General features: G+C 34.0%; 18 protein-coding genes. All 18 read left to right on the forward strand.

What is annotated here, in order from left to right:
- The first annotated feature begins 129 nt into the window (after positions 1-129).
- The 18 genes from GQR95_RS07145 (at position 130) to GQR95_RS07230 (ending at position 22,247) form a co-directional block, all read left to right on the forward strand.
- Positions 130-2,244: a glycoside hydrolase family 97 protein gene (locus GQR95_RS07145; protein ID WP_159022520.1), complete on the forward strand. Its 2,115-nt coding sequence runs from the start codon at positions 130-132 to the stop codon at positions 2,242-2,244.
- Positions 2,245-2,348: 104 nt separating this feature from the next.
- Complete coding sequence (locus GQR95_RS07150; RefSeq protein ID WP_233266038.1) at positions 2,349-4,193, forward strand: glycoside hydrolase family 13 protein; 1,845 nt, start codon at positions 2,349-2,351, stop codon at positions 4,191-4,193.
- A gap of 113 nt (positions 4,194-4,306) precedes the next feature.
- Positions 4,307-6,697, forward strand: coding sequence for a TIM-barrel domain-containing protein (locus GQR95_RS07155; protein ID WP_159022521.1), 2,391 nt, complete (start codon positions 4,307-4,309; stop codon positions 6,695-6,697).
- Entirely contained in the window at positions 6,690-8,576 is a 1,887-nt protein-coding gene (locus tag GQR95_RS07160; protein WP_159022522.1) for an alpha-amylase family protein, read from the forward strand. The genes GQR95_RS07155 and GQR95_RS07160 overlap by 8 nt, the downstream gene beginning before the upstream one ends.
- A gap of 3 nt (positions 8,577-8,579) precedes the next feature.
- Positions 8,580-10,250: an alpha-amylase family glycosyl hydrolase gene (locus GQR95_RS07165; protein WP_159022523.1), complete on the forward strand. Its 1,671-nt coding sequence runs from the start codon at positions 8,580-8,582 to the stop codon at positions 10,248-10,250.
- 347 nt (positions 10,251-10,597) lie between these two features.
- A complete protein-coding gene (gene msrB, locus GQR95_RS07170) occupies positions 10,598-11,047 on the forward strand; it encodes a peptide-methionine (R)-S-oxide reductase MsrB (RefSeq protein ID WP_159022524.1) in 450 nt (149 codons plus the stop codon).
- Between the two features lies 1 nt (position 11,048).
- On the forward strand, positions 11,049-11,585 hold the full coding sequence (gene msrA / locus GQR95_RS07175; RefSeq protein WP_159022525.1) for a peptide-methionine (S)-S-oxide reductase MsrA: 537 nt from the start codon (positions 11,049-11,051) through the stop codon (positions 11,583-11,585).
- A gap of 9 nt (positions 11,586-11,594) precedes the next feature.
- A complete protein-coding gene (locus GQR95_RS07180) occupies positions 11,595-13,166 on the forward strand; it encodes a YdiU family protein (protein WP_159022526.1) in 1,572 nt (523 codons plus the stop codon).
- A 43-nt stretch (positions 13,167-13,209) separates the two neighbouring features.
- Complete coding sequence (locus tag GQR95_RS07185) at positions 13,210-14,427, forward strand: bifunctional alpha/beta hydrolase/OsmC family protein (protein WP_159022527.1); 1,218 nt, start codon at positions 13,210-13,212, stop codon at positions 14,425-14,427.
- A gap of 188 nt (positions 14,428-14,615) precedes the next feature.
- Positions 14,616-15,572, forward strand: coding sequence for an aldo/keto reductase (locus tag GQR95_RS07190; RefSeq protein WP_159022528.1), 957 nt, complete (start codon positions 14,616-14,618; stop codon positions 15,570-15,572).
- 108 nt (positions 15,573-15,680) lie between these two features.
- Positions 15,681-16,034, forward strand: a complete 354-nt coding sequence (locus GQR95_RS07195; RefSeq protein ID WP_159022529.1) for a YtxH domain-containing protein — start codon at positions 15,681-15,683, stop codon at positions 16,032-16,034.
- 26 nt (positions 16,035-16,060) lie between these two features.
- Entirely contained in the window at positions 16,061-16,495 is a 435-nt protein-coding gene (locus tag GQR95_RS07200; RefSeq protein WP_159022530.1) for a hemerythrin domain-containing protein, read from the forward strand.
- A gap of 208 nt (positions 16,496-16,703) precedes the next feature.
- Positions 16,704-17,579, forward strand: coding sequence for an acyl-CoA thioesterase II (locus tag GQR95_RS07205; protein WP_159022531.1), 876 nt, complete (start codon positions 16,704-16,706; stop codon positions 17,577-17,579).
- Positions 17,580-18,269: a glycerophosphodiester phosphodiesterase family protein gene (locus GQR95_RS07210; RefSeq protein WP_159022532.1), complete on the forward strand. Its 690-nt coding sequence runs from the start codon at positions 17,580-17,582 to the stop codon at positions 18,267-18,269.
- The gene (locus GQR95_RS07215) at positions 18,266-19,480 is read left to right on the forward strand and encodes an NAD(P)/FAD-dependent oxidoreductase (protein WP_159022533.1); all 1,215 of its coding nucleotides are present in this window, start codon (positions 18,266-18,268) and stop codon (positions 19,478-19,480) included. The genes GQR95_RS07210 and GQR95_RS07215 overlap by 4 nt, the downstream gene beginning before the upstream one ends.
- Positions 19,480-20,016 (forward strand): DUF1697 domain-containing protein, encoded by a 537-nt coding sequence (locus GQR95_RS07220; protein WP_159022534.1) that lies wholly within the window; start codon positions 19,480-19,482, stop codon positions 20,014-20,016. Before GQR95_RS07215 ends, GQR95_RS07220 begins: the two co-directional genes overlap by 1 nt.
- 4 nt (positions 20,017-20,020) lie before the next feature.
- Positions 20,021-21,106, forward strand: coding sequence for a diphosphomevalonate/mevalonate 3,5-bisphosphate decarboxylase family protein (locus GQR95_RS07225; RefSeq protein ID WP_159022535.1), 1,086 nt, complete (start codon positions 20,021-20,023; stop codon positions 21,104-21,106).
- 211 nt (positions 21,107-21,317) lie between these two features.
- Positions 21,318-22,247: a mevalonate kinase gene (locus tag GQR95_RS07230; protein WP_159022536.1), complete on the forward strand. Its 930-nt coding sequence runs from the start codon at positions 21,318-21,320 to the stop codon at positions 22,245-22,247.
- Positions 22,248-22,281: the final 34 nt, after the last annotated feature.

Consider the following 22,281-nt stretch of genomic DNA (forward strand, 5'->3'; position numbering starts at 1 on the left):
TTAATTCTTGTTTTAGTGGTTTTTAATAACAGTCTCATTCAGGATTAAATAATTGTCAGAATGCACTTGTCTTTAATATGTTAAAGCTTGCTGTTTTGTAATTGAAAAATAAAATTGAAATACAGATTAATGAAAAATGTCATGCCTTATTTAATTGTTTTGTTCGCGTCTATTCATTTTACTAATGCTCAAGAGTTAAAATCGCCTAATGGTGACTTAACTATGCATTTTGAACTTTTAGAAAACGGAACTCCAACGTATAAATTAGCTTATAAAAATAAGGAAGTTATAAAGACGAGTCATTTGGGGTTGGAATTAAAAGACGATGAAAAATCTTTATTGAATGATTTTAAAATTACGAATACAGAAACAGCCACTTTTAATGAATCTTGGACTCCAGTTTGGGGAGAAGTAAAAACCATACAGAATCATTATAATGAATTGGCAGTAACGTTAACTCAAAACGAAACAGAACGTGTTGTTATTGTTCGTTTTCGTTTGTTTGATGAGGGGTTAGGGTTTCGTTACGAATTTCCGGAGCAAAAAAACTTAGTATATTTTACTATAAAAGAAGAACGTACACAATTTGCCATGACCGGAGATCATACTGCGTTCTGGATTCCTGGAGATTACGATACTCAGGAATACGATTATACAGAATCTAAATTATCCGAAATTCGTGGGTATTCTGAAGGTGCTGTAACCGCAAACTTATCGCAAACATCATTTTCTCCAACAGGTGTGCAAACCGCGCTAATTATGAAAACAGACGACGGTTTGTACATTAATTTACATGAAGCAGCCTTGATTAATTATTCTTGTATGCATCTTAATTTAGACGATAAAAATATGGTGTTTGAGTCTTGGTTAACACCAGATGCAAACGGAGATAAAGGTTATATTCAGGCGCCAGCAACATCGCCCTGGAGAACCATTATGGTAAGCGATGATGCACGAGATATTTTGGCTTCAAAAATGACATATAATTTAAACGAACCTTGTGCAATAGAAGATACATCGTGGATTAAACCTGTAAAATATGTTGGTGTTTGGTGGGAAATGATAACAGGAAAAGCAACTTGGAATTATACAGACGATTTGCCATCTGTTCAATTAGGGATTACAGATTACTCCAAAGTATCTCCAAATAAAACACATGCTCCAAATACAGAAAATGTAAAAAAATATATTGATTTTGCTGCTAAAAATGGTTTCGATGCTGTTTTGGTAGAAGGTTGGAATGAAGGTTGGGAAGATTGGTTCGGACATTCTAAAGATTATGTGTTCGATTTTGTAACGGCATATCCAGATTTTGATGTTGAAGGAATTCATGCTTATGCAAAATCTAAAGGTGTAGAGATGATGATGCATCATGAAACATCTGCTTCTGTGCGTAATTACGAGCGCCACATGGATGAAGCTTATAAATTTATGAACGACAACGGATACAAATCTGTAAAAAGTGGTTATGTAGGCGATATTTTACCGCGTGGCGAAAATCATTACGACCAATGGATTGTAAATCACTATCAGTACGCTATAGAAAAAGCAGCGAAGTACAAAATTATGGTTAATGCACACGAAGCAGTGCGACCAACAGGTATTGCTAGAACATATCCTAATTTAATAGGAAACGAATCTGCAAGAGGAACCGAATATCAAGCTTTTGGAGGTTCTAAACCTAATCATGTTACTATTTTACCGTTTACACGATTAATTGGAGGTCCGATGGATTATACGCCAGGGATTTTCGAAATGGACATTAGTAAATTTAGTCCGAATAACACATCTCATGTAAATAGTACAATTGCCAATCAGTTAGCCTTGTATGTTACTATGTATAGTCCGTTGCAAATGGCAGCAGATTTTCCAGAACATTACGAACAATTTATGGATGCCTTTCAATTTATAAAAGATGTGGCTATGGATTGGGATGAAAGTATTTATTTAGAAGCAGAGCCAGGATATTATATTACAGTGGCTAGAAAAGAAAAAGACAGTAGCAATTGGTTTATTGGAAATGTAAACGGTTATACAACAAGAACATCTAAAATTAGTTTAGATTTCTTAGATAAAGGTAAAAAGTACGAAGCTATAATTTATGCAGATGCTAAAGATGCAGATTATAAAACGAATCCTCAGGCTTATAAAATTACAAAACAAAAGGTCACTAATAAAACAAAATTATCTCAAGTTTCTGTTCCTGGTGGTGGTTATGCTATTAGTATTATGGAAATTAAGTGAGTTGTATATTTTATGTCTTAAAGAATAATTTTATGCTAGAAAAACATTTAGATATGCGTATATTATTTAAAGAATTAGTAAACAATAAATACACTATCTTTTCTATGGTATTACTATTTTTTAGTTTGAATTTAAATGCACAAATTTCACATGTCGAGCCTCCAAATTGGTGGGTAGATTTCCATAATTCGGAATTACAATTGTTAATTAAAGGTCCTGGAATAGGTCGTGCAACGCCTGTAATTAATTATCCTGGTGTTACAATTACTGCAGTCCATCAAGCTAAAAGTCCGAATTATTTATTCATCGATTTAAATATAGATAAGGCGACTCAAGCAGGAGCATTCGATATTGTTTTTAATAGCGAAACGGATAAACCTATTTCATATACATATCAATTAAAAGCACGCGATAAAAAGGCTGAAGATTATATTGGTTTTAATAGTTCTGATGCTATTTACTTAATCACACCAGATCGTTTTGCTAACGGGAATACTAAAAATAATATAGATACAGATCTTAAGGAACAAATTATAGATCGTAATAATGGATCTGCGAGACATGGTGGAGATATTCGTGGTATTATTAATCATTTAGATTATATAGACGAATTAGGGTGTACTGCGATTTGGCCAACACCATTATTAACTAACGATATGAATTCTTCCTCTTATCACGGTTATGCAATGACCGATTTTTATGAAGTAGATCCGCGTTTTGGAACACTTGATACATATAAAGAATTAGCACAAAAGATGCGTGGTCGCGGTTTGAAGTTAATTATGGATATGGTAGCAAACCATTGCGGTAGCGAACATTGGTGGATGAAAGATTTACCTTTCGACGATTGGGTGAATCAACAAAATGCATTTGAGACTAAAGGTACACTACGAAACTCAAATCATAGACGGACAACAAATCAAGATATATACGCTTCAGAAATCGATAAAAAAGACATGACCGAAGGTTGGTTTGTGCCTTCCATGCCCGATTTAAATCAGAAAAATCCATTTATGGCGAAGTACATCATTCAAAATAATATTTGGTGGATAGAAACGTTGCAACTTGGTGGTATTCGTCAGGATACATATCCGTATTCAGACAAAAACTTTATTAGTAATTGGGCAGGTTCTATAATGAAAGAATATCCCAATTTTAGTATTGTAGGAGAGGAGTGGAGCGTAAAACCGTTACTTGTTAGATATTGGCAAACGGGTACTCCAAATAAAGAAGGTTTTGAGTCGCATTTAAGATCTACAATGGACTTCCCGATGCAAGAAAATATTGTGAGTGCTTTAAATGAAGACGAAGATTGGGCAACAGGCTTTGTAAAAATGTATGAAGGTTTAGCCATGGATTTTGCATATACTAAACCTGAAGATATTTTAATTTTTCCAGACAATCACGATATGGATCGTGTGTTTACACAGTTAAGAGAGCATGTGCAAAATACCAAAATGGCATTGAGTTATATTTTTCTTATGCCACGTATTGTTCAAATGTATTATGGTACCGAAATCTTAATGCAAAACACAGAAAAACCAGGAGATCATGGTACGATTAGATCCGATTTTCCTGGAGGTTGGGACGGCGATTCAGTAAATGCATTTACCGGAGAAGGATTAACTGAAGATCAGGCAAGCATGCAAGATTTTGTAAAAAAAATACTGAATTACAGAAAACAAAGTGAAGCGATTAAGCATGGAAAAACAATGCATTTTGCTCCCATAGACGGTGTTTATGTGTTGTCTAGAATTAAAGATGATGAAACCGTAGTCTTGATTTTAAACAAAAATGAAACCCCTATAGATATAGATTTAACACATTATAAAGAACTAGGCTTAGAAGGGAAAATCCTAAAAAATGTAATATCTGGAGATTCTGTAATATGGAATACTAATTATAAGCTTACTCAGAAAGGTCCACTGTTATTAACGACAAAACAGTAATAATAATGCCTATCTATTTGTTGCTTTTAGATGTGTTTTAGGTGTTTGTTTTTCTACCAAATAATAAGCTTTTTCTAGAACGATTTCTTTTGCATTTTTAATGTCTAAATACTATGAGAAAATTTTTATATATTTTTATTACACTTTGCATAACTCAACTAAGTTTTGCTCAAAATCCCGATAGAACTTTTGAAAAATCAGAAGATTCTAATAACGGATATAAAGTTGAAGTTAATGATGGTTATTATCTGTTTAAACTGTATAATCAATCTATTGTAGAAACTACTTTTGTGCCCGATGGACAAGTTTTTAATCCAGAATCTCATGCTGTAGTTTTTAAAGAGAATCAATCTTTTTCAAAAATTACAGAATCTTCTAACGACATTACTTTAACGTCTTCGGGACTTTCTGTTCTAATAAAAAAAGCACCATTCCAAATTCAATATTTCTATAAAGGTCAACCAATCGTTTCAGAAAAAAAAGGCTATGCTAAAATTGAAGAAGGCGAGGCCATTCAGTTTAATTTAGACGATTCTGAAGTCTTATATGGAGGTGGAGAACGCGCTTTAGGGATGAATCGTAGAGGAAATCGTTTGCAATTATACAATCGTGCACACTACGGTTACGAAACGCATAGCGAGTTAATGAATTACACATTACCCATTGTAATGTCTTCAAAAAAATATATGATTCATTTTGATAATGCACCAATTGGGTATTTAGATTTGGATAGTAAACACGATAATAGTCTGACTTACGAAACCATTTCTGGCCGTAAAACTTATCAGGTTATAGCTGCCAATTCTTGGGTAGATATTATAGATGCTTATACCACGTTAACAGGAAAACAACCTATGCCGCCACGGTGGGCTTTAGGGAATTTTTCTAGTCGTTTTGGATATCATTCAGAAGCAGAAACACGAGCAACAGTGTCTAAATTTAAGGAGGAAGAAATCCCGTTAGATGCTGTAATTTTAGATTTGTATTGGTTCGGAAAAGAAGTAAAAGGTACAATGGGAAATTTAGCATTCGATACCGATTCGTTTCCTACGCCTGAAAAAATGATTAAAGATTTTAAGACACAAGGCGTAAATACAATTTTAATTACAGAGCCTTTTGTGTTAACAACGTCTAAGAGGTGGCAAGATGCTGTAGATCATGATGTTTTGGCTAAAGATGCTGTTGGGAATCCATATACTTACGATTTCTTTTTTGGAAATACAGGGCTAATCGATATTTACAGTACGTCTGGTTTCAATTGGTTTTCTAATATTTATAAGGACTTATTTAAAATGGGAGTTTCTGGAATTTGGGGAGATTTGGGCGAGCCGGAAGTGCATCCTAAAGATCTTATTCACGCAACAGGAACTGCAAACGAAGTTCATAATATTTACGGTCATGATTGGGCAAGATTAGTGTACGAAAGTAGTTTAAGTGCTAAAGCAAATACACGACCATTTGTGTTAATGCGTGCAGGGTATTCAGGGTCTCAGCGTTACGGATTAATTCCGTGGTCTGGAGATGTTAATCGTTCTTGGGGCGGTTTGCAAAGTCAGCCCGAAATAGCATTACAAATGGGTATGCAAGGCTTAGGTTATATGCACAGTGATTTGGGCGGATTTGCTGGAGATAATTTAGACGACGAGTTGTATGTGCGTTGGTTGCAATATGGCGTTTTTCAGCCTATTTACCGGCCTCATGCACAAGAAGGAGTGCCAAGTGAACCTGTTTTTAGAAGTGAACAAGCTAAAAATTTAGCACGTAAAGCCATAAGATTACGTTATGCATTATTGCCTTATAATTACAATTTAGCATTTCAAAATAACCAAAAAGGAACACCTTTAATGCGTCCGTTGTTTTTTGAAAATCCTGAAGATGTAACGCTTCAAAATTTAGCAAACACCTATTATTGGGGAGATGCGTTTTTGGTTTCTCCTATACTAGAAGCAGGCGTAACGTCTCACGATGTTGTGTTTCCGAAGAACACGTTATGGTTCGATTTTTATACAGATGAAAAGATTGATGGCGGACAAACTAAAACCGTTTCAGTAGCAAAAAATAGAATTCCAACTTATGTTAAAGCAGGTGCATTTATTCCGTTGGCAAAACGCATGCAAAATACAAAGTCGTATACAGGAAACGATTTAGAGCTTCATTATTATAATGATGCTTCTATTTTAAATAGTGAATATGAAATGTATGACGACGACGGAAAGACGGTTAATGCATTTGAAAAAGGGAAATACGAAAAGCTTAATTTTTCATATATAAATGATAAAAAAGGCATTCGTTTTGTCTTTAAAGATAGAATAGGTTCAGATTATGCGGCACAAACTAAGCTTATTCAATTTACCATTCATAATATAGAAAAAGAACCCGATGGTATTAAAATAGGAAGAAAAGACATGTCGTTTACTTACGATAAACATACGCATGTTTTAGAAATACCAGTAATATGGGAAACGGATTCTGAGTTAGAAATTAAAATAATTTATAATGATTAAACATCCAATAGTGTCAATTGCAATGATTTTATTAGTTTTAATCAGTTGTGATTCAAAAAAGAAAGATATTTTGAAAGAAAATAATAGGGCAGAAATTGCCATCGCACCAAAAAAAGAAGTTGTGTATCAGGTGTTTACAAGGTTGTTCGGGAATACAAATCCGACTAATAAACCGTGGGGAACTATTGAGGAAAATGGAGTCGGAAAGTTTAATGATTTTACAGACAAGGCTTTGTCTAAAATTAAAGATTTGGGTGTGACGTACATTTGGTATACAGGTGTGCCTCATCATGACGTGATTAGAGATTATACAGAATATGGCATTTCTAACGACGATCCGGATGTGGTAAAAGGCCGAGCAGGTTCACCGTATGCTGTTAAAGATTACTATAATGTAAATCCTGATTTAGCAGAAAATCCATCAAAACGTTTAGAAGAATTTGAGGCTTTAATAGCACGCTCACATAAAGCGGGTTTAAAAGTAGTGATAGATATTGTGCCAAATCACGTGGCTAGAAATTACCAAAGTATTACTAAACCAGAAGGTGTTACAGATTTTGGGGAGACAGATGATAAGACTGTAGTTTATAATGTAAATAATAATTTTTATTATAATCCAGGAGAGCCATTTGTTGTGCCAGAACGTCGCGATGGTTATGTGCCTTTAGGAGGTTCTGAAAATGTATTATTAGATGGTAAGTTTGATGAGAATCCGTCTAAATGGACAGGAAATGGATCGCGTTTATCGCAGCCAGATCCTAACGATTGGTACGAAACAGTAAAAATAAATTATGGTATAACTCCAGATGGACATCATGATTTTGATAGCTTACCAGAAGGTTTCGATGCTAAAGATTATAAGGCTCATTTTGAGTTTTGGCAAGATAAAACCGTACCAGATTCTTGGGTAAAGTTTAAAGATATTGCACTGTATTGGACAGCAAAAGGCGTAGATGGATTTCGTTACGATATGGCAGAAATGGTTCCTGTAGCGTTTTGGAGTTATATGAATTCGGCTATAAAAATGAAAAATCCAGAGGCGTTTTTATTAGCAGAAGTGTATAATCCGAGTTTGTATAGAGATTATATCCGTAAAGGAAAAATGGATTATTTATACGATAAAGTTCAGTTGTATGATACTTTAAAACATGTTATGCAAGGTTGGGGAAAAACGGACGATATTGTGCCAATTCAACACGATTTAAAAGATATAGAACACCATATGTTACATTTCTTAGAAAACCACGACGAGCAACGTATTGCAAGTCCTGAGTTTGCAGGAAATGCAGAAAAAGCAAAACCTGCAATGGTGGTATCTGCAACCATAAGTACATCGCCAACGTTAATTTATTTCGGACAAGAGTTTGGAGAGCCAGGAGCAGAAGATTTAGGTTTTGGAGATCCGTCTAGAACGTCTATTTTCGATTATGGTAGTGTGCCAACCTTAAGACGTTGGGTAAATGATAAGAACTTTGACGGCGGACAATCTTCTCCAGAAGAGTTAGAGCTTTACGATTTCTATAAACGGTTATTAAACTTTACAATTTCTAGTGAAGCATTAATGGGAGACTATCAAGATCTTCATGATTATAATACGCATAACACAGCGCATTATGGTTTAAAACAATTCTCTTATGCGCGTTGGAGTGCTAATGAAAAACTAATTGTCGTAAATAATTTCGATGCAGATTATGGTACCGAGTTTTATTTAAAATTACCAAAAGAACTTGTAGAAGCTTGGCAATTAAAACCAGGGGAATATATGTTAGAAGATCAATTGTATAAGTCGTATCAAACGCTTTTACAAGTCTCGGAAAATGGTGCAGAAGCTAAAATAGCAGTTAAACCTTTACAATCATTCATATTTAAATTAAAATAGATTATGCGTAACTTTATAGTAGTTTTAATTTTAGGAATTATGATTACAGGATGTCAAAACAAAACAGAAAAACCTATTGAAAAAGAAGTACAAGCTCCGTTTGAGTGGGATGCTGCTACCATTTATTTTATGTTAGTAGACCGTTTTAATAATGGAGATACTTCTAACGATGAAAATTTTGATAGGGATAAGGAAACTGGAGTGTTGCGAGGTTTTGAAGGTGGAGATATTAAAGGTGTAACAGAAAAAGTAGAATCTGGTTATTTTACAGATCTAGGCGTAAATGCCATTTGGATGACGCCAATTGTAGAACAAATTCATGGCGGAACAGATGAAGGTACAGGTTTGTCTTATGGTTTTCATGGCTATTGGACTAAAGATTGGACGAATTTAGATCCAGATTTTGGAACCAGAGACGATTTAAAAAAATTAGTAGAAGCTGCACATAAAAAAGGGATTCGTATTGTTTTAGATGCTGTTATAAATCATAGAGGACCAGTAACAGACAAAGATCCTGTTTGGCCACAAAGTTGGGTAAGAACAGGTCCTGCCTGCGATTATCATGATTTTGATAGTACTGTGAGTTGTACTTTGGTAGAAAATTTACCAGATATTAGAACAGAAAGTAATGAATCCGTAGAGTTGCCTCCTCAGCTTATTAAAAAATGGAAAGCAGAAGGTAGATATGAGAAGGAAGTTGCAGAATTAGATGCGTTCTTTGAAAAAACAGGATATCCAAGAGCACCACGTTTTTACATCATGAAATGGTTGGCAGATTATATTACAGAATTTGGTATTGATGGTTATCGTGTAGATACCGTAAAGCATACAGAACCTTATGTATGGCGTGAGTTTAGAAAAGTTGTAGATGCTGCTTTTGCTCAATTTAAGTCTGAAAATCCTGATAAAGTTTTAGACGATAACGGATTTTATCTTGTAGGTGAAGTGTATAACTATGGAATTAGTAATGAAAAAGCATTCGATTTTGGTGATCGCAAAGTGAATTATTTCGACAAAGCTTTTAATCAATTAATCAATTTTGAATTTAAATGGAACGCTGAACAAATGGATTATGAATCTATGTTTAGTAAATACGATAGTATTATTCATAACGATTTAAAAGATTATAGTGTTTTAAATTATTTAAGCTCGCATGACGATGGACAACCATTCGATCCTATGCGTGAAAAACCATTTGAAACCGCAACAAAATTATTGTTAACTCCAGGTGCTGCTCAAATATATTATGGAGACGAATCTGCGAGACCTTTACATGCAGAAGGTGCTGTAGGAGATGCAAATTTACGCACGTTTATGAATTGGGACGATATAAAATCTAACCCAACAACACAAGCTATTTTAGCACATTGGCAAATCTTAGGTAAGTTTAGAGAACGTAATCCTGCTGTAGGAGCTGGAAGACATAAAATGATTTCTAAATCACCTTATGTATTTTCAAGAACGTATGTTAATGGCGATTATAAAAATGCTGTAGTTATTGGTTTAAATCTTGAAAAAGGTAAGAAAATAATACCTGTTGGAGGGGCTTTTCCAGAACGTATGATGCTTCATGATGCGTATTCTAATACAGATGTTACTGTTGAAAATGGTAATGTTATTCTGAATAACGAATATAATATGGTGTTGTTAGAATTAGCATCTACGTCTAGATAATAACAAAAAATAGTTCGTTTTTTTTTAAGAGAAGCTGGGAATGTATAATTAAAAACGATGCATTTTAAATTTAATAATAAAACCTATCCTAATCGTGTATATAGATTAAGATAGGTTTTATTGGTTTTTATATTGTGGTTAGAATTTGTATCTTTTTTAATAATGTTATAGCTTCTTAATCTTGTTTCATGTAAAATTGTAAGATTATTAACAATCGATATTTTTATCGGCAACATGAAATAAGCATATTTGTATGTAAGATGTTGTTCATTAATGAGTCTAATAAAGATATATTATAACGCCATCAATGTTGTTTTTTAAATACAAATTAAAAGAAAGGAAATAGTATGCTTACATGGAAAGATATAATGGATTTTGCTGTGAATGGCAATCCAAAGCCAGACCGTCGTGTAGAGAAATCTGCAGAGGAATGGCAAGAATTATTAACACCACAACAATTTAGAATAACAAGATTAAAAGGAACAGAAGCACCACATTCTGGAGCACTTTGTAGTGCACATGAAGCTGGAAAGTATGGTTGTGTTTGTTGCGATACATTGTTATTTGATTCTACAATAAAATTCGATTCTAGTTCTGGGTGGCCAAGTTTTACTCAGCCTATACAAGAGAACGCTATTAAATACGAAAAAGATACCGCTTTTGGTATGGTTCGCGTAGAAGTCATGTGTAATACATGCGATGCGCATTTAGGACATGTTTTTCCTGATGGACCAGAACCTAGTGGTTTACGTTATTGTGTAAACTCAGAATCAATTACCCTAGAGAAAGTAGAATAAAATGAATAATACAACTGAAATTATCACACTAGGAGGCGGATGCTTTTGGTGTGTAGAAGCTGTTTTTCAGCAAATAAAAGGTGTAGAAAAAATAGTTTCAGGATATACAGGAGGAACCGTTCCTGGTGTACCAACTTATCGTGAAATTTGTTCAGGTTTAACTGGTCATGCAGAAGTAATTCAGGTCACGTTCGATACTGCTGTAATTTCTTTAGAAGATATTTTAGTTATCTTTTTTACAAGTCACGATCCAACAACATTAAATCGTCAAGGTGCAGATCGTGGTACACAATACAGATCTGTAATTTATTACCAGACAGAAAAACAGAAAGAAATAGCAGAAACGGTAATTGAAAAAATTACACCTTATTTTGATGATGAGATTGTAACTGAAGTGAGTGCTTTAGGAACCTTTTTTGAAGCAGAAGATTATCATCAAGATTATTACGAAAACAATAAAACACAAGGGTATTGCACTGCCGTTATTAGTCCGAAATTGGCCAAGTTAAGACAGATGCATGCCGATAAATTAAAATAGATTTTTCATTTGAAGACATTTAAATCACATATAAAAGACACGTTTACTAGCGAACTCCCTGCAGATCCAATAGCAGGAAGTGATAGAAGACAAGTAGAAAAGGCTTGTTTTTCTTACGTAAACCCTAAACTCACTAAAAACCCTAAATTGTTACATGTTTCTACAGAGATGTTAACGAATTTAGGAATTTCTGAAGCAGAGAGTCAGTCTAAAGAATTTTTAAATGTGTTTACAGGAAATCAAGTGTTGCCAAATACCAAGCCGTTTGCCATGTGTTATGGCGGACATCAGTTTGGGAATTGGGCAGGACAATTAGGCGATGGTCGTGCGATAAATTTAACAGAAGTTAATTATAAAAATCAGCATTGGGCATTGCAACTTAAAGGTGCCGGAGAAACGCCATATTCCAGAACTGCAGACGGGTTGGCGGTGTTGCGTTCTTCTATACGCGAGTATTTGTGTAGCGAAGCCATGTTTCATTTAGGTATTCCAACAACACGAGCGTTGTCTTTGTCTGTTACAGGAGACCAAGTGTTAAGAGACGTTATGTACAACGGAAATTCTGAATATGAGGAAGGTGCTATTGTTTGTCGTGTGGCTCCAAGTTTTTTACGGTTTGGTAGTTTCGAAATTCTTGCAGCAAGAGAAGATACAACAACACTTAAAACGCTTACAGATTATACCATTACTCATTTTTATCCAGAATTAGGAGCGCCCTCAAAAGAGACGTATTTAGCCTTCTTTAAAGTAGTTTCTGAGCGGACATTAAAAATGATTATAGATTGGCAACGTGTAGGTTTTGTGCATGGTGTAATGAATACAGATAATTTATCCATCTTAGGATTAACCATAGATTATGGGCCTTATGGTTGGTTAGAAGGTTTCGATTTTGGTTGGACACCCAATACTACAGATAGACAACATAAACGATACCGCTACGGAAATCAGCCAAATATTGGGCTTTGGAATTTATACCAGTTAGCGAATGCTTTATATCCTTTAATTGAGGATGTAGAATCGTTACAAGCTATTTTAGATGAGTATAAATCCGATTTTGAAACACAGTCTTTACAAATGATGCGTTCTAAAATAGGTCTTTTTCAGGCAGAAGAATCAGATTTAAAACTGATACAAGATTTAGAAGATGTATTGCATATGATGGAAACAGATATGACAATTGCTTTTAGAAATCTTTCTAAGTTTGAAAAAGATAAACCTTCAAATGGTTTAGGAATTATTCAAGAGGCTTTTTATAATCCAGATGCTTTAACTGACGAGATTAAAACGGTTTGGAACAACTGGTTTGTAAAGTATGCAGATCGTCTTCAGAAAGAAACTTTAACAGATGAAGAGCGTGCTTCAAAAATGAATGAAGTGAACCCCAAATATGTGCTTAGAAATTATATGGCACAACTCGCAATTGATGATGCTGAAAAAGGAGATTATGCACTGATTGATGAATTATTTCAACTATTAAAAAATCCTTATTCAGAACAAGAGGCGTCTCAAAAATGGTTTGCTAAACGTCCGGAATGGGCACGAAATAAGGTAGGATGTTCTATGCTGTCGTGTAGTTCATAAATTTAGCTAATTAGTGTTTTTAATCAATAAAGAATCAAAAAAAATGAAAAGTCAGAAACTGGAAATAGAGAATAGCAAAGGCGTTAAGTTACAGGCGTATTTAGAATTGCCTGCAAATCAGAATCCTAATTATTTTGCAGTTTTTGCACATTGTTTTACGTGCACAAGTACATTATCTGCGGTTAAGAATATTAGTCGGTCGTTAACCAATCATGATTTTGGAGTATTGCGATTCGATTTTACAGGATTAGGAAGAAGTGAAGGTGAGTTTTCAGACAGTCATTTTTCGTCTAATGTTTCCGATTTAATGGCAGTAAGTGCATATCTAGAAAAACACTATCAGGCACCTTCTCTATTGGTTGGGCATTCGCTTGGTGGCGCAGCTGTTATTGTTGCTGCATCTCAATTAGAATCGGTTAAAGCGGTAGCAACTGTTGGGGCGCCTGCAACGGTAGATCATGTCACGCATTTGTTTTCTCATGGTTTTGATGCTGTTGAAGAAAAAGGAGATGTCGAGGTAAATATTGGTGGTCGTCCATTTAATATTAATAAAGAATTTGTAGACGATTTTAGTAAAACAGATTTGCCAGAGATTACTAGAAATCTAAGAAAACCCTTACTTATTATGCATTCGCCTTTAGATACTGTTGTGCCTGTAGAAAATGCAGAGCGCTTGTATAAAACGGCACATCATCCTAAAAGTTTTGTGAGTTTAGATCAAGCCGATCATTTATTATCGGATGCTCGAGATAGTGTGTATGCAGGAAATGTTATTGGGACTTGGGTGCAACGTTATTTTGATGCTAAAGACAGTATAATCCTAGATACAGAAGGCGAACAATTGGTAGCACATTTAAACCTTTTAGAAGATAATTTTACAACTAATATTCAGACAAAAAAGCATACGCTAATTGCAGACGAACCAGAACGTGTTGGCGGAGACGATTTTGGGCCTTCTCCTTACGAGTATTTAAATGCCGCGCTAGCATCTTGTACCGCAATGACCTTAAAGTTATATGCGCAACGCAAAAAGTGGGATTTGCAGGAAGTGTTTGTTTATATTACATATTCTAAAAAACATAGCGACGATTTAAACTTAGATTTAGAAATTCCGGCACAAATAGATTATTTAAAAAAGACTTTAAAATTTGTAGGCGATTTAACCACAGAACAAAAAGACAGATTAAAAGAAATTGCTTCTAAATGTCCGGTTCATAAAACGCTTATAACAGATACAATTATCGAAACTGAAGTAGAATAAATTCTGTTTTTCGTTATTCTGAACGTATTTAAGAAATCCTTATTTAGTACATGAGTCTTGGTTTATAACTATGAACTTAAAATAAATTAAGCGTTTAACATTTGTCAAATTATTAGAAATAGTTAATAATTATATTAAATTCTGAATTTGATATCTAGTTTATTAATTTTGAATAAAATTAAAACGAAATGTCGAAACACACCAAAATAGGATTAGGTCTAGCTGCCATTGGTCGTCCGGAATATATCAATATTAAGAAAGAAGATATTGAACAAACAGAAGCTGTATTTCAAGAGAATGCCATGCAGGTTTTAGATGATGCCTATCGGTTTGGAATTCGGTATTTCGATGTGGCACCATCTTATGGTAAAGGCGAACAGTTTTTAATAGATTGGCACAACTCTAGACATTATCCGGATGTTACTTTAAGCACCAAATGGGGCTATACGTATATGGCTAATTGGGAATTAGGTTATGCTGGAAAACATGAAATAAAAGAACATTCGCTTTCTAAATTGTTAGAGCAGTGGCAAGTCTCTCAAGTGTTGTTACCTGAGTTAAAAATTTATCAAGTACATTCTGCAACCTTAGATAGTGGCATATTTACAAATACAGAAGTCCTTGAAGAATTACATCGAATAAAGAAAGAAACAGACCTGCAAATAGGTGTGTCTACAAGCGGTGCAAATCAGGTAGAAATTATTGAAACGGCTTTAGGTATTCAAGTTGAGGGAGAAGCTTTGTTTAGTAGTTTTCAGGTCACTTACAATGTGTTTGAACAATCTACATTTAAAATTTTAAAAACACTTTTAAGCAATAATAAAACAGTAATTATTAAAGAAGCACTTGCTAATGGCCGTGTGTTTCCTAACGAGAATTTTCAAAATTATTCAGCAGCGTATACTTATTTTAATTTATTGTCTAAACATTATAATGTTGGTGTAGATGCTATTGCACTTCGGTTTATAATAGATAGTTTACAACCCGATTATGTGCTAAGTGGTGCTTTAACAAGTCTTCAGCTTCAAGATAATTTAAAAGCATTAACGTTTCAATTAACTTCAGAAAACATACATCAACTTCAAATTTTTGCATCGCCATCTAAAGCGTATTGGCAAGAACGTAGCGCGCTTGCTTGGCGTTAAAAAGGCACTATAGTGTATTCGGTCAATTTTAAAATGATTAGAGTCAAGTAAGCCTGTACTTCTAACATAACTTTGTAGTATTAAGTTTAACCATTAAAATTAAATACTATGAAAAGTTTAGGAAATACAATATTAGGAATTACAGCAGGAGCAGCTTTAGGAGCATCAATGGGAATTTTGTTTGCACCAAATAAAGGGAGCAAAACAAGAAAAATGATTGCTAAAGAAGCCGAAACTACAAAAAGTAAAATTTCAGACCACGCCACAGAATTAGCAGATACTATTGCTAAAAAAGTTAATGTAAAAAAAGCTTCACTAGAAGAGCAATTAGAAGATCTTTCTGCAGATGCAAGTCATAAATCTAATGATGTAATCACTGCTTTAGAAAAGAAATTAGAAGCTCTAAAAACAAAGCAAAAAGATTTTAAAAACGGTGCTAAAAAATCAACTGCAACAGCATAAGTTTAACTTCTTTTTAAATTTTTACTATGACAATTTTTGAAGCAATAAGAAACGATCATGATATTCAGCGCGATTTACTAGATAAATTAGTGCAATCTTCTGGAGATACAACAAACAGAGATGAGCTATTTAAAGCGGTGAGAAACGAATTGGAAGTACATGCGAATGCAGAGGAGCGCCACTTTTATAAACCATTAATTTCTACAGATATGATGCAGGAACATGCTAGACATGGTATTGCAGAACATCATGAAATAGATGAATTAATAGAACAGCTAGAAGACACCGAATATGATTCGTCTGCTTGGCTTAAAATTGCTAAAAATTTAAAACATAAAGTGGAGCATCATCTAGAAGATGAAGAGCATACATTTTTTCAACTGGCAGGTAAAACCTTGTCAGATAAACAAAAATCAGACTTAGCTTCTAAATATGAAGTATATATGAAAAAGAATAGATAATAAAGGTTGATTAGTAGTGAATTAAGCGCTGAATATGTGTAATTATTTACATGAGTTTGGCGCTTTTTTGTGTTTTAGAATAGGTTTGTTTTTAGACCATTTAAATGCTTTAATTGACTTAAAATGAAATTGAATTTGATAAAAGCCAATTAAAGTAAGGTTCTCAAAAATCATTTTAATAGTTTTGAATATTAATAAGAAATAATTTATGAAGTCAGCAAACGAGTTATTAGAACTTTTAGATTTAAAATCTATAGATTCAGTACATTTTGAGGGAGTTAGTAAAACCATTGGGAGTCCGCATGTTTTCGGAGGTCAGGTTTTAGCTCAGTCTGTAAATGCGGCTTATAGAACGATTACAAACGGGCGTATTTTACATTCTCTTCATGCTTATTTTATTGAAGCGGGAGATTTAAATGTGCCTATTCGTTTTACTGTAAATGAGGTTCGTGATGGCGGAAGTTTTTCTACACGTCGTGTGTTGGCTAGTCAAAATGGAATTCCTATTTTTATTTTGGCGGCATCTTTTCATAAACAAGAAGAAGGTTACGATCATCAAATACAAATGAATACCAATTTAAAGCAACCAGAAGAGTTATTAAGTTGGACGGAAATGTTGGAACAATACGGAAGTGTATTACCTAAAATAACGAAACATTTTCTTGAGATTGAACGCCCAATAGAATTTAAGCCTGTAGAAGTTGTAAATCCTTTAAAACAAGAAAATTTACCACCGTATTCTAATGTGTGGTTTAAACTTAATAATCCGCTTAAAGAAGCAGATTTAGCAACAAAACAACAAATATTAACATACATATCCGATTACAATATCTTAGCAGCAGCCTTGTTACCACATGCAAGTAAAGCGCATTTCGGAAACACACAAATGGCAAGTTTAGACCATTCTATGTGGTTTTTTAGAGATTTCGATTTCGAGGATTGGATGTTATATTCTATAGAAACTCCAAATGCATCAAATGCACGCGGATTTGCAAAAGGAAATATTTTCTCTCGCGATGGTAAATTAATTGCCTGTGTTGCACAAGAAGGTTTAATGCGACCAATGAAAAAAAATCCAAAGTAAATGAAATCTAATTGCCTAGCTTTTGGGCATCGAGGTGCCAGAGCTTATGTTGCAGAGAATACATTAGAATCTATACAAAAAGCATTAGATCTTAATGTAGATGGCATAGAAATAGATGTGCATTGTTGTGCTTCTGGAGAATTGGTGGTATTTCATGATTTTACTTTAGACCGTATAACAAATGGTGAAGGTGAATTGTCAAAATACACACTTTCAGAATTAAAGGCATTGCATGTTAATGGACACTATTTAATTCCGACTTTAGATGAGGTTTTAAATCTTATTGATAAAAAATGTATTTTAAATATTGAATTAAAAGGAAAGTTTACTGCGGAAGCTACCTGCAAAACCATTCAGAATTATATAAATAATCATGGTTGGGACTATTCCGGTTTTTTACTGTCTAGTTTTCGGTTTTCAGAATTAGAAAATGTTTTCAAAATAGATAAAAACATACCATTAGGTGTGTTAATTGATGCTGATATGATTGATGCAATAGACTTTGCTGAAACTATAAAAGCAAAAGCAATTCATCCGGGGTATACGCTTGTAACTCGAGATAATATAAACTTAGCGCACAGTAAAGGTTACGCCGTAAATGTGTGGACTGTTAACGATAATGCGACTATAAAACGAATGAAAGATTATGGTGTAGATGCCATAATTTCTGATAACCCAGACCGTGTATGATTGAAAAAGATGTGATTATTGTAGGAGGTGGAGCGGCAGGTTTTTTTGCAGCGATAAATATTGCAGAACAAAATCCGGAATTGAAAGTTGCCATTTTAGAACGCGGAAAAGATGTTCTAGGAAAGGTGAAAGTATCTGGTGGCGGACGCTGTAATGTGACGCATGCAGAGTTTATTCCGCAGGATTTAGTAAAATATTATCCGCGTGGAGAAAAAGAATTGTTAGGTCCGTTTCATCAATTTATGACGGGAGATACAATGGCTTGGTTTCAAGAGCGTGGCGTCGAGTTGAAAATTGAAGACGACGGACGTATGTTTCCTGTTTCAGATTCTTCACAAACTATAATTGATTGTTTTCTGTTCGAAGCTAAAAAGCATCATGTTGAGGTTTTAACAAATCATGCTGTAAAAGCAATTCATAATGTAAATGATGCTTGGCAAATAGAAACAAATCATGGCGATTTTAAGTCCGAACAATTACTTATTGCCACAGGAAGTAGTCCAAAAATTTGGACAATTTTAGAGTCTTTAGGACATAGTATTTCTCAGCCCGTTCCGTCTTTGTTTACTTTCAATATAAAAGACAAAAGGTTAAAAGATATTCCAGGTGTTGTGGCTCAGAATGTAGAAGTTAAAGTTTTAGGAACAGATTTATATTCTGAAGGGCCTTTATTAGTGACGCATTGGGGCTTGAGTGCACCTGCAATTTTAAAACTATCAGCTTTCGGTGCGTTAGAATTGGCACAACGGGATTATAAATTTGATGTAGAAGTCAATTTTGTAAGAGAATCTACAGCTGATGTTTTAGACCGTCTAAAACAAGTAAAGTTAGATTCTGCCAGAAAAACAGTGTTTAAGTCTCCGCAATTCGATTTACCTAAACGCCTATGGCAACAATTGGTTTTGGCTTCAGAAATGACAGAGGATAGCCGTTGGGGCGACATCAATAAAAATCAGTTAGAAACTTTGGCAGAACAGTTGTCTCAAGCTGTTTTTAAAGTAGATGGTAAAAGTACCTTTAAGGAGGAATTTGTTACAGCTGGAGGTGTCGATTTAAAGGAAATTAATTTTAAAACCTTTGAAAGTAAACGACACAAAAACCTGTATTTGGCAGGAGAAGTTATAAATATAGATGCGGTTACAGGTGGCTTTAACTTTCAGAATGCATGGACGGGAGCATTTATTGCCGCTAAAGCCATTTCTGCAAAATAATGAATACTTATATTGCGTTATTACGAGGTATAAATGTGTCGGGACAGAAAAAAGTACCGATGGCAGAGTTACGAGAGCTCATGGCTAATTTAGGTTTTGTAAATGTGAAAACGTATATACAAAGTGGGAATGTGGTGTTTCAATCTTCAGAAAAGAATTTATCAGTTTTAGAAGCTAAAATTTCAGAAACTATTTCAGAAACTTTCGGATTTGAAGTGCCTGTTTTGGTGAAAAATGAATCGCAACTTCAAGAGATATTCAATTTTAATTCCTTTTCGGAAGAAGAAAGACCTACAAGTTATTTTACGCTTTTAAGTGAAATTCCAAAAGTAGAGTTAGTAGAATCTGTTTTAGAAGAAACGTATAAAGATGAGGTTTTTACCATTACCGATTCTTGCGTGTATTTGTATTCAAAACACGGTTACGGCAAAGCAAAATGCAATACCAATTTTTTTGAACGTAAATTAAAAGTATCGGCAACCACAAGAAATTTTAAAACAATGCAGAAGTTGTTATCTTTGTGCTCAGATTTATAAAATCATGATCGAACAACAATTTATTCCTCAAGCCTATTCTAATACAGTAAGCCAAGGAACAGTGTCTTGGGAATCGCCAAGCAATATTGCACTTATAAAATATTGGGGTAAAAAAAAGGATCAAATTCCTGAAAATCCATCTATTAGTTTTACGTTAAATGCGTGTAAAACCACTACGGTTTTATCGTATTCTAAAAAAGAAGAAACCTCAGGTTTCGATTTTGAAGTGTATTTAGATGGCGAACACAAACCAGATTTTCAGCCAAAAATAAAAACATTTTTCGAGCGTGTTTTCGTGTATTTACCATTTTTAAAAGACTATTCATTTAAAATTGAAACCTCAAACACATTTCCGCACAGTTCTGGAATTGCATCTTCTGCTTCAGGAATGAGTGCCTTGGCATTGTGTTTAATGAGTTTAGAAAACCAATTTGCTCCAGAAATGACATCTGAGTTTTTTAATAAAAAAGCATCGTTTTTATCACGATTAGGTTCTGGTTCTGCATGTAGAAGTATTGAAGGCGATTTAATTGTTTGGGGAGAAAATAAAACGGTTAAAGGAAGTTCAGATCTATTTGGTGTAAAATATCCGTATGCTGTTCATGAGAATTTTAAAAGCTATCAAGATACTATTTTGTTAGTCGATAAAGGTGAAAAACAAGTCAGTAGTACAGTTGGTCATAATCTAATGCACGGACACCCGTTTGCAGTACAGCGTTTTGCTCAAGCTCACGATAATCTAGCCAAATTAAAACCTATTTTAGAATCTGGAGATTTAGATGCTTTTATTGCGTTAATAGAAAGTGAAGCCTTGACGTTACACGCTATGATGATGACGAGTATGCCGTATTTTATATTGATGAAACCAAATACTTTGGAAGTTATTAATAAGATTTGGGCATTTAGAAAAGAAACTGGTCTGAACGTTGGATTTACTTTAGATGCAGGAGCCAATGTGCATGTGTTATACCCAAAAGCAGAAGCAGAAGCCATTTTAGATTTTATAAAAAAGGAATTAGTGGTACATTGCCAAAACGGACAATTTATTTGTGACGAAATAGGGTTTGGAGCGAAAGCGCTTACCAAGTAATAAATAAATGAGACGTATTTATCCTTAAATATTTAACATTTGAAATTGATTTGTGCCCTTAATTTGTTGTTCGTATTTCCTTATTAAAGTCTAATGGTATTAGTAGTCAGTAGTATAGCGTTAATTGCGGTACAACGATTAATTGTATAAATAAGTATATAAACAGAATTTAATTGTTAATTTTGCAGTAACAATTTACAATTGTGTGTACATGAAAGGACCTTTATTTTATTCTAAGATTTTACTTTTTGGTGAATATGGTATCATAAAAGATAGCAAGGGATTATCTATTCCTTATAGTTTTTATAATGGTGCTTTAAAATTAATGGAAACACCAACTGAAAAAACAATAAAGTCTAACGAAAGTTTAAAGCGTTATGCTGCCTATTTAGCTACTATTAATGCAGATTTAGTTGTTTTTGATGTCGTAAAATTGAATACAGATATCGATGCAGGTATGTATTTCGATTCTTCTATTCCTCAAGGCTATGGCGTAGGAAGTAGCGGTGCATTAGTCGCTGCACTTTACGATGAGTATGCACAAGATAAAATTACAGTTCTAGAAAATCTTACACGTGAAAAATTATTAAAGTTGAAAACCATTTTCTCTGAAATGGAATCTTTTTTTCACGGAAAATCTTCAGGTTTAGATCCTTTAAATAGCTATTTAAGTATTCCTATTTTAATCAATTCTAAAGATAATATTGAAGCTACTGGCATTCCTTCGCAAAAAAGTGATGGTAAAGGTGCTGTGTTTTTAATAGATAGTGGTATTGTTGGAGAAACTGCTCCGATGGTACATATTTTTATGGAAAACATGAAACAAGAAGGATTTAGAAACATGATTAAAAATCAGTTTGTAAAACATACAGATGCTTGTGTAGACGATTTTTTAAAAGGCGATATCAAATCGTTGTTTAAAAACACAAAACAATTGTCTAAAGTGGTTTTAAATCATTTTAAACCTATGATTCCTCAGCAATTTCATGATTTATGGAAAAAAGGTTTAGAATCTAACGATTACTATTTAAAACTTTGTGGCTCTGGTGGAGGTGGTTATATTCTTGGATTTGCAGAAGATTTTGAAAAAGCAAAACTAGCGCTTCACGGTCATAAATTAGAAGTAGTTTACAATTTTTAGTAAACCAAACTGTCGTTTTTCATTTCCATCTTTT

Source organism: Formosa sp. L2A11, assembly GCF_009796865.1.
Taxonomy (GTDB): domain Bacteria; phylum Bacteroidota; class Bacteroidia; order Flavobacteriales; family Flavobacteriaceae; genus Formosa.

Bases quoted from the DNA above. Each gene is read 5' to 3' on its own strand.
- GQR95_RS07230 (WP_159022536.1), top strand. From the start codon at position 21,318: ATGAAAGGACCTTTATTTTATTCTAAGATTTTACTTTTTGGTGAATAT.
- GQR95_RS07150 (WP_233266038.1), top strand. From the start codon at position 2,349: ATGGTATTACTATTTTTTAGTTTGAATTTAAATGCACAAATTTCACAT.
- GQR95_RS07155 (WP_159022521.1), top strand. From the start codon at position 4,307: ATGAGAAAATTTTTATATATTTTTATTACACTTTGCATAACTCAACTA.
- GQR95_RS07200 (WP_159022530.1), top strand. From the start codon at position 16,061: ATGACAATTTTTGAAGCAATAAGAAACGATCATGATATTCAGCGCGAT.
- GQR95_RS07205 (WP_159022531.1), top strand. From the start codon at position 16,704: ATGAAGTCAGCAAACGAGTTATTAGAACTTTTAGATTTAAAATCTATA.
- msrA (WP_159022525.1), top strand. From the start codon at position 11,049: ATGAATAATACAACTGAAATTATCACACTAGGAGGCGGATGCTTTTGG.
- GQR95_RS07195 (WP_159022529.1), top strand. From the start codon at position 15,681: ATGAAAAGTTTAGGAAATACAATATTAGGAATTACAGCAGGAGCAGCT.
- GQR95_RS07225 (WP_159022535.1), top strand. From the start codon at position 20,021: ATGATCGAACAACAATTTATTCCTCAAGCCTATTCTAATACAGTAAGC.
- GQR95_RS07215 (WP_159022533.1), top strand. From the start codon at position 18,266: ATGATTGAAAAAGATGTGATTATTGTAGGAGGTGGAGCGGCAGGTTTT.
- GQR95_RS07165 (WP_159022523.1), top strand. From the start codon at position 8,580: ATGCGTAACTTTATAGTAGTTTTAATTTTAGGAATTATGATTACAGGA.
- GQR95_RS07145 (WP_159022520.1), top strand. From the start codon at position 130: ATGAAAAATGTCATGCCTTATTTAATTGTTTTGTTCGCGTCTATTCAT.
- GQR95_RS07160 (WP_159022522.1), top strand. From the start codon at position 6,690: ATGATTAAACATCCAATAGTGTCAATTGCAATGATTTTATTAGTTTTA.
- GQR95_RS07210 (WP_159022532.1), top strand. From the start codon at position 17,580: ATGAAATCTAATTGCCTAGCTTTTGGGCATCGAGGTGCCAGAGCTTAT.
- GQR95_RS07190 (WP_159022528.1), top strand. From the start codon at position 14,616: ATGTCGAAACACACCAAAATAGGATTAGGTCTAGCTGCCATTGGTCGT.
- GQR95_RS07185 (WP_159022527.1), top strand. From the start codon at position 13,210: ATGAAAAGTCAGAAACTGGAAATAGAGAATAGCAAAGGCGTTAAGTTA.
- GQR95_RS07220 (WP_159022534.1), top strand. From the start codon at position 19,480: ATGAATACTTATATTGCGTTATTACGAGGTATAAATGTGTCGGGACAG.
- msrB (WP_159022524.1), top strand. From the start codon at position 10,598: ATGCTTACATGGAAAGATATAATGGATTTTGCTGTGAATGGCAATCCA.